The 14,609-nt window shown below is 42.1% G+C and carries 9 protein-coding genes and 1 pseudogene; 2 read left to right on the top strand and 8 right to left on the bottom strand.

The annotated features are described in order from the left end of the window. Positions 1-133: 133 nt before the first annotated feature. Together PRIP_RS02520 and PRIP_RS02515 are read right to left on the bottom strand one after the other, a co-directional pair. Positions 134-349: a hypothetical protein gene (locus tag PRIP_RS02520; protein ID WP_036099273.1), complete on the bottom strand. Its 216-nt coding sequence runs from the start codon at positions 347-349 to the stop codon at positions 134-136. A gap of 16 nt (positions 350-365) precedes the next feature. Then, a complete protein-coding gene (locus PRIP_RS02515; RefSeq protein ID WP_052008684.1) occupies positions 366-2,225 on the bottom strand; it encodes a multicopper oxidase domain-containing protein in 1,860 nt (619 codons plus the stop codon). Between the two features lie 386 nt (positions 2,226-2,611). Here PRIP_RS02515 and adhE point away from each other — a divergent pair, with 386 nt between their 5' ends. Then, the gene (gene adhE / locus PRIP_RS02510) at positions 2,612-5,212 is read left to right on the top strand and encodes a bifunctional acetaldehyde-CoA/alcohol dehydrogenase (protein ID WP_036085477.1); all 2,601 of its coding nucleotides are present in this window, start codon (positions 2,612-2,614) and stop codon (positions 5,210-5,212) included. A 180-nt stretch (positions 5,213-5,392) separates the two neighbouring features. Further along, on the top strand, positions 5,393-5,806 hold the full coding sequence (locus PRIP_RS02505) for a VOC family protein (RefSeq protein ID WP_036099271.1): 414 nt from the start codon (positions 5,393-5,395) through the stop codon (positions 5,804-5,806). A 54-nt stretch (positions 5,807-5,860) separates the two neighbouring features. Here the strand turns inward: PRIP_RS02505 and PRIP_RS02500 are convergent, their stop codons facing one another. The 6 genes and pseudogenes from PRIP_RS02500 to PRIP_RS02475 all read right to left on the bottom strand — a co-directional run bounded on the left by PRIP_RS02500 (position 5,861) and on the right by PRIP_RS02475 (position 14,609). Continuing rightward, on the bottom strand, positions 5,861-6,430 hold the full coding sequence (locus PRIP_RS02500; protein ID WP_036099269.1) for a DNA-3-methyladenine glycosylase I: 570 nt from the start codon (positions 6,428-6,430) through the stop codon (positions 5,861-5,863). A 16-nt stretch (positions 6,431-6,446) separates the two neighbouring features. Further along, positions 6,447-7,379 (bottom strand): aldo/keto reductase, encoded by a 933-nt coding sequence (locus PRIP_RS02495; RefSeq protein ID WP_036099268.1) that lies wholly within the window; start codon positions 7,377-7,379, stop codon positions 6,447-6,449. 87 nt (positions 7,380-7,466) lie between these two features. Next, positions 7,467-10,176, bottom strand: a pseudogene (gene acnA / locus PRIP_RS02490) (aconitate hydratase AcnA). 180 nt (positions 10,177-10,356) lie between these two features. Next, the gene (locus tag PRIP_RS02485) at positions 10,357-11,001 is read right to left on the bottom strand and encodes a lytic transglycosylase domain-containing protein (protein ID WP_036099266.1); all 645 of its coding nucleotides are present in this window, start codon (positions 10,999-11,001) and stop codon (positions 10,357-10,359) included. A 2-nt stretch (positions 11,002-11,003) separates the two neighbouring features. Next, positions 11,004-11,426, bottom strand: a complete 423-nt coding sequence (locus tag PRIP_RS02480; protein WP_036099264.1) for a general stress protein — start codon at positions 11,424-11,426, stop codon at positions 11,004-11,006. A gap of 18 nt (positions 11,427-11,444) precedes the next feature. Continuing rightward, positions 11,445-14,609 (bottom strand): DEAD/DEAH box helicase, encoded by a 3,165-nt coding sequence (locus PRIP_RS02475; protein WP_036099467.1) that lies wholly within the window; start codon positions 14,607-14,609, stop codon positions 11,445-11,447.

Genomic DNA, 14,609 nt, shown 5'->3' with positions numbered 1-14,609 from the left:
AAGCACCGTTTGTTCTGTCCACAATGCGTGTGTGATTTAACACCGTTTACTATAATAGCACAAACTTCGCACTATGACAAGCATTTCGCGCTTTTTATGCTTTGATTTTGCTAATATCAAGGAACATCGGTTGTCATTCGCTTTGAGATTGGAATAAAGCGCCGTATTTCATAAAGCCAAATGATTCGTACTTCTTGATAACTTTCTCCATATTGACATCCAAAACAATGATTCTTCCGCCAACCAAGTTATGCGCGTTATCAATTTCTTGTATGTCGTGGGTTAACATATCGTTAAACCCTTTATAATAATTAGACATATAAAAACCTTGCCAACAGCGCAAGCTCATTGACGAGATTCCTATTTTACTCGTGCGTATGTCCTGAAAACGGTGTGTACACATTATCGTACTGCAAATGCATCATCATTCCATTTGTTGCATGATCGAGATTGTGACAATGATCCATCCAAATACCTGGATTATCTGCTTTAAAGGCCACTTCATATGTTTCACCTGGTGCCACATTTAGTGTATCTGTCCACCACGGACTACCAGTTGCTGCTTTTCCATTTCGTGTTAATACGAGCATTTTATGTCCATGTAAATGCATAGGATGATGACTATAACTCCGATTCACGAATGTTGTTTTGACCCGGTCACCTTCACTTACCATTAACATCGGCGTATTTGGATAAAGCTTGCCATTTATCGTCCATAAATGATGTACCATGCCATCAAAAAATGCTAACTTACTATCAAAAACCATTGTAAATTCGCGGTCAAATCCTTTACTGACATCCAAACCGCTATTCATCTTAATCCCATAACTTTCGCGTTGAAAAGCTTCTTCTGGAATCTCCTTCGATGGGGCTGCTGATTTTCTTTCTGATTGGAACACCCAACCGCCCGATTCATCTTTTGCATCAAAAATTCGTACAGCGTTATTCGGCATCACAAACGTTAAATCGACGCGTCCTCCTGCTGGAATCTGCACATACTTACCTTCCACATTGGTCGGCTGATTCACTTCATTTCCATCAATCGCAGCAACTTTAAACGGTACGCCATTTAATACAATTTTTTGCGGCTTATTATGCGCATTTGTTAAACGAAGTCGGATTTTTGTATTTTTAAGTAATTGTTTTGGCCACTCATTGCTTGAAATTAGCGCCCCTTCATTATCGATATATTTTGGCGCAACGAACGCTACCATATCAAGCTCGTCGTCTGGCTTGTTTTTTGGATCAACAATGAGAGAGCCAAATAAGCCATGCCCCACCTGCTCTGACGACTGGCTATGCGAATGATACCAGAACGTACCGACCGTGTCTGCCTTGAAGCGATACGTATAGCTTTCCCCGATAGCCACCGCTTTTTGCGAAATATCAGGCACACCGTCCTCAGCAATTGGAACATCGTAACCATGCCAGTGAATCGTCACGCCATCTTTAATATTTTCGTTTGTAAGCGTGACTTCAACCACATCTCCCTGTTTCACATGAATCGCTGGCCCCGTCATTTGTCCATTGAAAAGCCATAATTCTTTTGTTGACCCATCCGGAACCTTCATTTTCTTCGTTGCTGCTGTGAATTGAAATCTTTCTGTCACGGCGGTTTCTTTTGGTCCTGCAAGCTTTGTCACGTCAAGCTCCGGCTTCATTCCCAAATCCTTTCCACCGCCCCAATCCATCACCATGTCGTCACCACTAGCATTTAGCGCCGTTGCATTCATTAGCAATGACCCAAAAATAAACACTACAACCAAAATCACGCTAACAAAAGCAATCCAACCACGCTTCCACTTCCCAGCAAGTCTTTTCTCCCAAACATATAATAAGAAGAAAACCAGAATCGGCACACCAAAACATAATACATACGTCGCAAAAGTCGGAAATGCAGGAATCTGAAAAACAATCATAAACACCGCAAGCCACGACACAATAACGGCATATCGCTTAACAATTCTCATCCAATCGGCCTTTTTTGCAAAAAGAAACCACAAAACAAACGGCGAAAACACCATTGGCATGAGCATTCCAAAAATCTGCCGCACAAATTCCCAACCAATACTTCGCGCAGCAATGAACGTTACTAAACACCAGCCGACAAAAAGCACCACGTTAATCCAAAGCAACCAACGTCCTCGTCTAAACTGAAAAATCGACCACAAAACTGCCATCGCTACTAATAACAAAACGGAACTTCCAAAAAACATCATATACATCTCTATGTAACCCCTTTTTATCTATAGATTCATAAACCCCTCATTAGTATACTATAAAATGCACAAACTTTCTTAAGAACAGCTATAAATCCTCTTACAGTAAGCTAAGATGCTCTTAATGAACTCTCATTACACTCTTAATTTCGCTAAGTCAAATGCAATATCTGTCTCTTTTTAAATATGTCTTTTTTACCATTTTAGTTATTAGTGAATTTTTTCACAAGAAAAACCTAGACAAAGACTTTGTGAAGTGTTACACTTGCTTTGTAAATAAGAAAGCCAAAAAAAGAAGGGCGAGTCGACCGCCTCAATTTTTTTGAAATAACAGGGACGTTAAATGTCACAAATGGACGTTTTTAGTCCCAATATCATTGGAGGGTTCACAAATGGCAATGAAAGAAAAAGCTGTTGATGAAGTAGTAGAAGTTCAAAAAGTAATTGATAAATTAGCAAGTAACGGACAAAGCGCGTTAAAAGCCTTTGCAAATTATGACCAAGAACAAGTAGATAACATTGTACACGCAATGGCACTTGCTGGCCTTGACCAACATATGCCGCTTGCAAAAATGGCTATCGAAGAAACTGGTCGCGGTATTTATGAAGATAAATGTATCAAGAACATTTTTGCAACAGAATATATTTGGAATAACATTAAAACAAATAAAACAGTCGGCATTATCAATGAAGACAAACAAACTGGTGTAGTTGAAATCGCAGAACCAGTCGGTGTTGTCGCTGGTGTAACTCCAGTAACGAACCCAACTTCTACTACATTATTTAAAGCAATCATTGCGATTAAAACACGTAACCCAATCATCTTCGCTTTCCACCCAAGCGCTCAAAAATGTTCCTCTGAAGCAGCTCGCGTTGTTTATGAAGCAGCCGTTGCAGCTGGCGCACCAGAACATTGTATTCAATGGGTTGAAAAACCATCCCTTGAAGCAACAAAACAATTAATGAACCATAAAGACGTTGCCCTAGTTCTTGCAACTGGTGGAGCAGCAATGGTTAAATCAGCGTACTCTACTGGTAAACCTGCACTTGGCGTTGGTCCTGGTAACGTTCCAGCATACATCGACAAAACAGCGAAAATCAAACGCGCAGTAAACGACATCATCCTATCAAAAACATTTGACCATGGTATGATTTGTGCATCTGAACAAGCAGTAATCGTTGACAAAGAAGTGGCTAAAGAAGTAAAAGCAGAAATGGAAGCAAACAACTGCTACTTCGTAAAAGGCGCTGAATTCAAGAAATTAGAAAGCTACGTTATCAATCCTGAAACACACGCGCTAAACCCAAATGTTGTAGGTAAATCCCCTGCTTGGATTGCAAACGAAGCTGGATTCAAAGTACCAGAAGATACGAAGATTCTTATTGCTGAAATTAAAGGTGTAGGCGATGCTTACCCACTATCACACGAAAAATTAAGCCCAGTTCTTGCATTCATCGAAGCAAAAGATCAAGCAGAAGCTTTCGATCGTTGTGAAGAAATGTTAGTATACGGTGGTTTAGGTCACTCTGCAGTTATTCATTCCACAAACCGTGAAGCACAACTGGCATTCGGTTTACGCATGAAAGCTTGCCGTATCATTGTAAACGCACCATCTGCTCAAGGCGGAATCGGCGACCTTTACAACGGCTTCATCCCTTCCCTAACATTAGGTTGCGGATCTTACGGTAAAAACTCTGTATCCCAAAACGTTAGCGCAACAAACCTATTAAATGTAAAACGTGTTGCAGAACGGAGAAATAATATGCAATGGTTCAAACTACCACCAAAAGTATTCTTTGAAAAATATTCTACTCAATACCTACAAAAAATGCCAAACATCGAACGCGTATTCATCGTAACTGACCCAGGAATGGTTCAATTCAAATATGTAGACGTTGTTATCGAACACTTGAAAAAACGCAGCAACAATGTGGACTACCAAGTTTTTGCAGATGTTGAGCCAGATCCATCTGACGTTACCGTTTATAAAGGTGCAGAATTAATGAAAGACTTCAAACCAGACTGCATTATCGCCCTTGGTGGTGGTTCCGCAATGGATGCCGCTAAAGGTATGTGGTTATTCTACGAACACCCAGAAGCTTCATTCTTCGGCTTGAAACAAAAATTCTTAGATATCCGTAAACGTACTTTCAAATATCCTAAACTTGGTGAAAAAGCACAATTTGTTGCTATCCCTACTACATCAGGTACTGGTTCTGAAGTTACTCCTTTTGCGGTAATTACGGATAAAGAAAACAACATCAAATACCCACTAGCTGACTATGAGCTAACTCCTGACGTAGCGATTGTCGATGCACAATATGTTATGACAGTTCCAGCACATATCACAGCTGACACAGGTATGGACGTATTAACACATGCGATTGAGTCTTACGTATCTGTTATGGCAAGCGATTATACACGCGGATTGTCTCTACGTGCTATCGAAATGGTATTCCAATCATTACGCGCTTCTGTTTTAGAAGGCGACGAAGATGCACGCGAAATCATGCATAATGCTTCTGCAATGGCTGGTATGGCATTTGCCAACGCATTCCTAGGAATCAACCATAGCTTGGCACACAAAATCGGACCTGAATTCCACATCCCTCACGGTCGTGCGAATGCTATATTGATGCCACACGTTATTCGTTATAATGCAACAAAACCTAGAAAACATGCGTTGTTCCCAAGATACGAATCTTACCGCGCTGACCAAGATTACGCACAAATTGCTCGCGTATTAGGTCTTCCAGCTTCTACTACAGAAGAAGGCGTGAAATCACTCGTTGATGCTATCATCAGCCTTGGTAAAGATTGCGGAATTGACATGAGCTTGAAAGGTCAAAACGTTGATAAGAAAGCATTTGATGCAGTGGTTGATACACTTGCTGACCGTGCGTTCATGGATCAATGTACGACTGCTAACCCAGTTCAACCACTTGTTTCTGAGTTGAAAGAGATTTATATTAACGCTTATAAAGGTGTTTAATAACATATGATTGGAAGAGCAGCCCCTTTTACGGGGGTTGTTCTTTTTAATTCCATATAGTTTACATAATAATATTATTGTCAATTAATATGTTTTATAAGTGGTATTTCCATCTCGAATCACTTATACTATCCTCATCACCGAAGCGTGATAAAAAATTGAATCCTAGGAGGAACAGACATGCCAACGACAATACCATATTTAATGTTCGACGGGAATGCAAGAGAAGCTTTAGACTTTTACGTAGAGGCTTTTGATGCGAAAATAACACAAATCCAAACGTATAAAGAAATGGGTGATTCACGAGGCGATGAAGTTTTAGGCAATCGTATTGTCCATGCGCGCCTTGAAAAAAATGGCGAAGAGATTCTGTATTTCTCTGATGCTTATGAGGACGGCGAAGTTGTTGCTGGTAACATGCTTTCTATCGCTTTCTTGTATACAGATGAGGCCTCGTTGACTGCTAGTTATAATTTCTTGAAAGAAGCTGGTACAGTCTCTATCGAACTACAAGAAATGCCTTGGGGCGGTCTGTACGCCAAAGTAACCGATAAATTCGGTGTAGAATGGCAACTAAATTGGCAAAAAGCGTAAAATAAAGCGAAGAGTAGAGTCCGTGAACGTCGTGGCTTTACTCTTCGTTTTTATTTATGACCGATTCTCCGTATGATACGGACATGTAATCACATGGTCATCAATCATACCAATTGCTTGCAAATAAGAATAAATAATCACAGGTCCAACAAAAATAAACCCGCGTTTCTTCAAGTCTTTACTAATACGCTCTGAAAGCGCTGTTTGGGCTGGCATTTGTGACATATCTGTCCAGTGATTCACGATTTGCTTACCAGCTGTGAACCCCCAAATATACGCGCCAAACGAACCAAACTCTGCCTGCACTTTCAAAAACGCTATCGCATTCTTGCGGACACCTCGTATTTTCAGTTTATTTCTGACGATTTCGGCGGTTTCGCGAATGTGTTCTAGTTCTTCATCCGTCAACATCGCACATTTATCCGGGTCAAAATCGTGAAAAGCCGCTTTGTAAGCTGCTCGTTTATTTAAAATCAGGCGCCATGATAATCCGGCTTGTGCGCCTTCTAAGTTCAACATTTCAAATAAATAGCGCTCATCATGACTTGGTACGCCCCATTCATTATCGTGATACACCTGTTCTACAGAGTCGTTCATGGCCCATCCACATCGTTCTTGCTGCATCGGTTATCCCTCTTTCCTATTTGAATAATGCGCGAACAGATGCGATTTCTTCCTTTGTCAGCGCGGCATTTAATGTTTGCATATTCGCTCGAACTTGTGCCGGACTTTTAGCGCCTGGGATTACTACGTCGATGCCGTCAATGCCTAGTGTTGTTGCTAATACAATATTAGCGATCGAAACATGATGGCGGTCGGCTAGTTCTTGTAAACTTGTGACTTTCGCGACGGTATCAAGGTAGGCTTGCCCTTGGAAATGCGGGCGGTCTTTGCGGAAGTCTTGTGGCGGGTTCTGTGCTGTGAATTTCCCCGTTAATAGACCACTAGCAAGCGGTGTATAAGGTATGAAGGAGATTCCTTGTTCGATACAATACGGAATTATATCTGCCTCCAATTCTGGATACACTAAGGAATATCGGTCTTGAACGACGTCGACATAACCATCTTGATTCGCTGCACACAATGCTTCCATGCTAAAATTAGACACACCAATAGCGCGAATTTTGCCGACTTCTTTCAGTCTTTGTAACGCGCCAACTGCTTCTGCTGGAGGTGTCACGCCGTCTGGAAAGTGAATGTAGAACAAGTCAATGTAATCCGTGCGTAAACGCTCTAATGCGATGTCCACAGACTTCTCTAAAAACGCTGGAGAATTATCTAATTTCACACCGTCATCCGTCACAATATGCGCCGCCTTCGTTGCCAGCACTACCTCCGAACGACGTCCAGTCTCCGCCAAAATCTCACCAATCAGCTCTTCTGAACGACCCAGTCCATACATAAAAGCACTATCAAAAAAGTCCACACCATCTTGGAGCGCTACACGCAGCGTTTCACGGCTCACTTCTTCATCAATATTTTCAAATAAATTATGCGCACCAATCGTGTTCGCGCCAAAACCTATCGGCGTCACGCGCAATCCTGTATTGCCAATCTCCACTTGCTTCTGCATCTCGTAAAACCTCCCTTATTTTCTATATGCTATCATGATAACATAAAAAATCACCAAACGCACGTTCTGGTCTGGTGATTTTCACATTTATTTTTTTAGTTTCCCACGGAGTACCATTGGAAGGATTCCGCCGTGACGATAGTAGTCGATTTCTACATCTGAATCAAAGCGTACAATTGCTTCAAATGTTTTATGTGTGCCGTCCTCAGCAACTGCTGTTACAGTTACAAGGTCTTGTGGTGATACCGATTCATCGATGGCTACGCTGATTGCTTCACGGCCTGTTAAACCTAGAGAATCTGCGCCTTCGCCTTCTTTGAATTGTAGTGGTAACACGCCCATCATCGCTAAGTTAGAACGGTGAATCCGCTCATAGCTTTTGGCAATAACGGTTTTAATGCCTAGCAGATTGGTTCCTTTTGCAGCCCAGTCACGAGATGATCCCATACCGTAATCGTCGCCTGTCAATACAACAAGCCCTGTTCCTTCTGCTTGGTATTTCATCGATGCATCGTAAATTGGCATGATTTCTTCCGTTGGCCAATACGTTGTGTAGCCGCCTTCTGTGCCTGGTGCGATTTGGTTACGAATACGAATATTGGCAAAAGTACCTCGCATCATAACATCATGATGGCCACGACGCGAACCGTACGAGTTAAAGTCACGAATCGCTACACCATGCGCTTGCAAATACTTCCCCAGCTGGTGTATCTTTACCGATGGCTCCTGCTGGTGAAATATGGTCCGTTGTTACAGAATCGCCAAATTTACCAATAACACGAAGGCCATGTAATGGTTCTACTTTTCCAGCTTCGGCTGATAAGTGTTCGAAAAACGGTGGATTAGCAATGTACGTTGATTCGTCATCCCAGTCATAGAGCGCTTGTTCCGAAGTCGCAACCGCGTTCCATTCTTCATTTTGGCTAAAAACATGCGCATATTGTTCGCGGAATAGTTCTGGCGTCACAGTAGCCTCCACTAGCGCCTTCACTTCTTCTTGTGCCGGCCAAATATCGCTTAGGAACACATCTTGCCCGTGTGCACCTTTACCAATAGGCTCGTTTAGCATATCAATGTTTGTCGTTCCAGCAAGTGCATAGGCCACGACAAGCGGTGGTGAAGCTAAGAAGTTCGCTTTCACTAACGCATGAATCCGTCCTTCAAAATTCCGATTTCCACTAAGCACGGCAGAAACGAGCAAGTCGTTATCAATAATCGCCTGTTCAATTTCATCTTTTAATGGACCCGAATTACCGATACACGTTGTACAACCGTATCCTACCAAGTCAAAACCTAATTTCTCAAGGTATGGCAATAATCCTGCGTCTTCTAAATACCCAGTGACTACTTTCGAACCTGGCGCAAGGGATGTTTTCACGAATTTCGGCACTTCCAGACCTAATTCAACGGCCTTCTTCGCCACTAATCCAGCGCTTAACATGACATAAGGATTCGATGTATTCGTACAACTCGTAATCGCTGCGATAGCTACAGAACCTGTCTTCATCGTTGACTGATCACCATTTCCGAATGTCACGTGCGCTTCTTTATGCAAGTCTTTCTTGGCTAATCCAAAACCTTGGTTACCATTTGGTGCTGTAATCGATGCTTGGAAAGTTTCTTTCATTTTAGAAAGTGGAATTAAATCTTGTGGGCGTTTCGGACCTGATAAATTCGGTTCGATCGTGCTTAAATCAAGCTCTACAACGGATGTATAATTTGGTTCTGCATTATCTGGCGTGAAGAAGAGTTCGTTATTTTGCAAGTATTCTTTTACTAGCGTGATTTGCTTTTCTTCGCGGCCTGTCAAACGCAAATAAGTCAATGATTCTTCGTCTACTGGGAAAAATCCGCAAGTTGCGCCATATTCAGGAGCCATGTTCGCAATCGTCGCGCGGTCTGCAAGTGGCAATGTCGCCACACCTTTTCCGAAAAACTCGACAAATTTGCCAACGACTTTCTTTTCACGCAAAACTTGGGTGACTTTTAAAGCTAAATCGGTTGCTGTTGCGCCGTTTGGTAGGGAGTTAATAAGCTTCACTCCGATAACTTCTGGGATTGGGAAATAAGAAGGTTGGCCTAACATTCCTGCCTCTGCTTCAATTCCGCCAACGCCCCAGCCAAGTACGCCGATACCGTTAATCATCGTTGTATGTGAATCTGTGCCGACTAAACTATCTGGAAATGCAGTATATTCGTTGTCTGCCACTTGGTTCGCAATGACAACGCTCGCTAAATACTCCAAGTTCACTTGATGCACAATTCCTGTTGCAGGAGGCACCGCACGATAATTATCGAACGATTTCTGCGCCCAATTTAAAAATTGATACCGTTCCATGTTGCGCTCAAATTCAAGCTTCATGTTAATTTGCAATGCTTCTGGATTCGCATAGCTATCCACCTGTACAGAGTGATCGACAACAAGATCAACCGGAATTTCGGGATTGATGTCTTCTGGATCCCCGCCCATGTCCGCCATCGCTTTACGCAACGAAGCTAAGTCAACAACCGCTGGAACTCCCGTGAAATCTTGTAAAATAACACGCGCCGGTTTAAATGGTACTTCCCCATCGTTCTTCCCATCCGCGTTCCAGTGCGCTAAATCTTCAATATGCTTATCTGTGATGATTTTTCCGTCCGCTTGACGCAATACTGATTCTAGCAATACGCGAATGGAGTAAGGCAGGCTTTTAATGGATGTTTTACCATCCGCCTCTAATGTTTTTAATTGATAATAATGGTACGTGTCATCGCCGATTTGAAACGACTGCTTTGCTTTTTCATTCCAATTTGTCATCGTTTTTTCCTCCCATTTGTAATCCCATCTTGATTACCATGCACTCTCGTTGCACTTTCTACCTCTCTATTGTACGAAAAAAACTGTGATAAGTAAACTAAGATAAATCGATGCATTTCAATAAGTAAAAATTATGATTGCGTGCAAGGCAAAAAAGCCAAACAAATTTGCCTGACTTCTTTATTTTGTAGCGATATCTTTGTTCCACGCCTTCTTAAACTCATCGCGATAAAACAAAATATCTTTAACATATACATTGCTATGATTATATTTAAAAATTGCCTGCGCTTCCTTACCGTCCTTCGCGCCGTTATCCGCTAAGAAGTTCGCCGTCGAAAACACCGCGTCCTCCAAATCCCATGGATCAGCCTTGCCATCTCCATTCGCGTCCACACCATACCCGCCATATTTCTTAATAATAGCAGGGTCAACCAAATCATCGTCTGTAAAAGTGCCAACGCCTCCCGTTGCTGGACAGCCGTCTGCACTCCATCCCACAAACGTACATGGCATAAACTGCATCGGGCCAATCGCACCAACACTAGAAATCATTGGCTCTACCGTCGAAAATTTCGTCTCCACCCGATGCACCGCAGCTAACAGAAACCAGTCAAGACCGTACTCCTTAGCCGCACGCTGATAAATCGCCACGTACTGCTCTGGAATATCTTGCGTATAAGGCTTCGGTTTCTCTACTGCGCGAAACTGCATTAAAACAACCAGTGCAAGTCCTAATACAAACAAAGCCAAAATCGCCAAAAACATGCTGCGTCGTTGCTTTATTTTACGTTGTTGTGCCTTTGTTGGCTTCTTTTTTTTGACCACAATTATCTCGCCAAAATCAAGATTTCGCCACTGTGTAATGCACGAACAAATTCATCAATTTGCGCATCTGTTAAGTCAAAATCTGCTAATAAACGTTTCACCGATTTATCACTTGTATTCGAGAACCATTTCGCGAATGGCCCTGCTGCGTAAAGTGCGCCGTATTTCGGATTATAGACTTGCGGAATCACGATCGCACCACTAAGTGATTGTAAAATCCCCGAAATAACGCCAAATGCTGCTTCGTTGACTGGACGTTCGCGTTCCACATCTGTTGACTCGATAATTTCTTCTATTTCATCTTCTTGATCTGATTTCGCCAAGATAGAAATATTCTCTTTTTTATAACCGCGTACTTCTAATTCTGTAATTTTTGCAACGGCTTCCTCATCATTTCCAACGACAAATACTTCCCAGTTTTCCATAATTGCATCGTCCCTTCATTAATTCAATGTTAAAATCTCTTTTATCTCTTCTGTTGTTAATCGATGTAACATTTGTTCGCCAGGTTGGATTAGTGCATCCATCAAAGCTTGTTTTTGCTTTTGTAAATTATAGATTTTCTCTTCAATCGTGCCTTTTGTAATCATTCGAATGACTTGGACGACGTTTTTCTGACCGATTCGGTGCGCTCTGCTTGCCGCTTGTTCTTCCACAGCTGGATTCCACCATAAATCATACAAAATCACGGTATCCGCGCCAGTCAAGTTCAGCCCAGTTCCTCCAGCTTTTAGCGAAATAAAGAATAAATCCGCATCGCCTGCATTAAACGCGTTTACTAGGTCCATTCGGCTTTTTGAAGGTGTGCTGCCATCCATGTAAAAATAGCGATATTCCTCTGCTTCGGCCTTGGCTTTCATGATTTGCAACATCGATGTAAATTGCGAGAAAATCAAAATTCGTTTGCCGTTTTCACGTGCTGTTTGTATTGTATCAAACAATTGCATCAGTTTGCCAGAACCACCATCGTAATTCTCAACAAATAATGCTGGATCACAACAAATCTGACGCAACCGCGTAAGTCCTGCGAGTAGTTTGATACGGTCTTCTTGCTCGTTTTCGCCAATTTCCTGTTGAATTTTCTCCAAATAGGCCAGGTAAATTTTCTTTTGTGGCTCTGTTAATTCGGAGTACAGGTTCGTTTCGATTTTATCTGGCAGTTCTTTGACGACATCGCGTTTCAAACGGCGCATCAAGAACGGCCTTATCATCTGCGCCACGCGTTCGTGCGGTAATTCCTTAAACTTGCGTAGCGACGGGAAAAATCCTGGCATAATCGTTTGAAACATCGTCCACAGCTCATCAATACTATTTTCAAGCGGCGTACCACTTAAAGCAAAAACATTCGTCGTCTTCAGGCTCCGCACCGCTTGCGATGCCTTCGTATTATAATTCTTAATCGCTTGCGCCTCATCCAAAATAATCGTCTGAAAACGCGTCCCTAAAAATTCATGTTCATCTTGACGGAGTGACGGATACGATATTAAATACACACTATTCGGTTCGATTTTCTGAATCATTTCTGTCCGAATTGTTGATGTCCCATGAATCACTGTCACCGGCACTTCTGGCGCAAACTTCTCAAACTCGCTCGCCCAGTTGTAAAGTAGCGATGCTGGCGTTACAATCAGAACCGGTTTCATATCCACATTGTCTTCTAAGCAAGACGTGATGTATGTAATCGCCTGCAATGTTTTTCCAAGACCCATATCATCCGCCAAAACACCGCCTAAATGATATTTACTCAGCGACTTCATCCATTCAAAACCAGTTACTTGATATTCGCGAAGCTCCGCATTCAAATTTTCTGGTAGTGGGTACGAAACCGCCTCTTGGTTCACAATTTCATGTAGCAACTCGCGGAATGTGCGGCTGAACTTGTTGTGTTCGGTCTTCGCACTCCCCATTGCTTCATAAATCTGCATACCCCGGTAAAGCGGCACAGCCATTTGTTGCGCGACTTCTTTTTTGCGTACATCCAAAATATCAAAAATTGCTTCCATTTGTTGATAACTCTCGTCTTCCAGAGAAAGAAAACGACCATTATGCAAACGATGGTACTTTCTTTTCTCACGTAGCGATTGAAGTACTTCTTGGATTTCATTCGTGTCGATACCTTGAAAATCAAATGCCACAGATAAGAAATCATTATCCTGCGATACATCGATTGTCGTCGTTGGCTTGACGTGCTCTTCCACCATTTCCTCCAAGCCATCTTCCAAGTACACCGCCACATCATTCGTAAGGCTTGGTACAACACGATAATAAAACTCATAAAGACTAGCCTCATCCGCATTCACAACCATTTGCGTCTCGGAAAAATGAACGGGAGCCGCTTCCATCCGATGCATAATTTTTGCTTCCATTTCCATATCGCGAATCATAATCCGCCCGTCAGGATCAACACTATCTGTAAGCGCGAACGGGTCAAATACTTGGGAACCGTAATGATATTCCAATTTTACGACATGCTCGCCATTTTTTTGCGAGATCCACATCTTGGCAAGGAGTGGCTTTTGGATAACACGGTCTTCAATCGATGAATCAATTTGGACATGCCCACTTTTTTGCAAGGATGGCAATACGTATGACATCACTTCGCTCAGTTGCGATTCCGAGAACTGGACTACTTCGTTTTCTGTGACGTTATGAAAATGAATCAGCGGCGTCAATTGCTCCCAAATCGCATCACTCGGACGATAAAACACACCATTTAGAAACAATAATCGATAGTTTTCCAAATAACTCGCCTGTTGCAATTCTTCCATCACAAGTTGGTACATATCGCCGTTTTCATTTTTACGAAAGACAAATGAGAACGGTAGCGCGCCTTTTTTGAAAGCTAGACCGCTGTATTTAATATCATCATGAATACATGTCGTATTTTGCAACATTAAATCGGCCAAAATCGTCTCAGCCAAGCTCGGCGGAATGATCAGCACCTTCTCCTCCGCGTACGATTTGTTCCAATAAAAGCTGTCCGTATCATACATCTTAGCAATCTCATGAATCTTCATCAATTCATTAAAAATCGCTAAATCGCGCGTATCGAAATAATGCTCATTTGGATCAAAACTGAAATTCTTCGTGAAAAAGTAGCTCGTATTTTCTTGAATGGCTTGCAAAAAGTCACCGATATTTTTCACGACATACGTGCGATCTTCGCCCACTTTCAAATCAATCGTCAGCGCATTTTTTTCCTTACTTTCCTGCATCCGCAAAATATATTCTACTTTTAGCAGTGATTTCGCTGTTGTATCAAAGGTATCGAACTGCCGATCCATGTTTTCTTGAAAAAGCGATAATAATGTCGTTGCTTCTTGTGCTAAAATACGTTGTTTGAAATTCGCTTTCTCGATTTGGGTTTGGCGCGCTTCATGTTCTAGTTGAATCGCATAAATATGCGCACATATGCCGCCTTCTTGGTACACGATACAATCGCATTGGTATTTCTCGTGATTCATATGTTTTATTTCATAAGATACGCCATCATCCACGACGACAGAACGCGTTATTTGCGGCTGACTCGTTTTCTCCTCAAAAACAGAAACTGCCCTTTCTTCTAGTAATTCGCGCCCCTTTTTCTTCATCGAAACAGGAATCATCAT

Source organism: Paenilisteria riparia FSL S10-1204 (assembly GCF_000525995.1).
Lineage (GTDB): Bacteria > Bacillota > Bacilli > Lactobacillales > Listeriaceae > Listeria_A > Listeria_A riparia.
This window is presented reverse-complemented; position numbering and strand designations above follow the sequence as displayed.

Bases quoted from the DNA above. Each gene is read 5' to 3' on its own strand.
- PRIP_RS02520 (WP_036099273.1), bottom strand. From the start codon at position 349: ATGAGCTTGCGCTGTTGGCAAGGTTTTTATATGTCTAATTATTATAAA.
- PRIP_RS02515 (WP_052008684.1), bottom strand. From the start codon at position 2,225: ATGTATATGATGTTTTTTGGAAGTTCCGTTTTGTTATTAGTAGCGATG.
- adhE (WP_036085477.1), top strand. From the start codon at position 2,612: ATGGCAATGAAAGAAAAAGCTGTTGATGAAGTAGTAGAAGTTCAAAAA.
- PRIP_RS02505 (WP_036099271.1), top strand. From the start codon at position 5,393: ATGCCAACGACAATACCATATTTAATGTTCGACGGGAATGCAAGAGAA.
- PRIP_RS02500 (WP_036099269.1), bottom strand. From the start codon at position 6,430: ATGCAGCAAGAACGATGTGGATGGGCCATGAACGACTCTGTAGAACAG.
- PRIP_RS02495 (WP_036099268.1), bottom strand. From the start codon at position 7,379: ATGCAGAAGCAAGTGGAGATTGGCAATACAGGATTGCGCGTGACGCCG.
- PRIP_RS02480 (WP_036099264.1), bottom strand. From the start codon at position 11,426: ATGGAAAACTGGGAAGTATTTGTCGTTGGAAATGATGAGGAAGCCGTT.
- PRIP_RS02475 (WP_036099467.1), bottom strand. From the start codon at position 14,609: ATGATGATTCCTGTTTCGATGAAGAAAAAGGGGCGCGAATTACTAGAA.